A 327-nucleotide genomic window follows, 5' to 3' on the forward strand; every position below is an offset into this window, starting at 1 on the left:
GCGTATCTCGTAGCAGACTGCGCAGACTCAAAAGAAACGGCTTTCAAGACTTGCCTCGCAGCACCAAAGGCAGTAAACATAGGGTCACAAAACTCAGCGGTTATACCGGCCTGTTAGACAGCTTACTGCGCCAAGGTGTCAAGAATTCCTCTGTCGTATTGGAGCGTTTGAAACAGGCTGGTTTTGAAGGAGGAGCGACCATTGTAAAAGAGTATATTGCCGCCCACAAGGACCTCATTCCAGCTAAACGCCAGCTGGTTGCGCCCCAGGGAAACCGTGGTCGCCGGTACACTACAGAACCCGGTGAAACTTACCAGATGGACTGGG

1 protein-coding gene is annotated in these 327 nt (G+C 52.0%); it reads right to left on the minus strand.

What is annotated here, in order from left to right; genetic code table 11:
- Positions 1–122 precede the first annotated feature (122 nt).
- Positions 123–327: hypothetical protein (locus JCM17207_RS01670; RefSeq protein WP_238315838.1), on the minus strand; the 205-nt coding region annotated here is incomplete at its 5' end.

The sequence above is a fragment of the Faecalibacterium gallinarum genome (assembly GCF_022180365.1).
GTDB lineage: Bacteria > Bacillota > Clostridia > Oscillospirales > Ruminococcaceae > Faecalibacterium > Faecalibacterium gallinarum.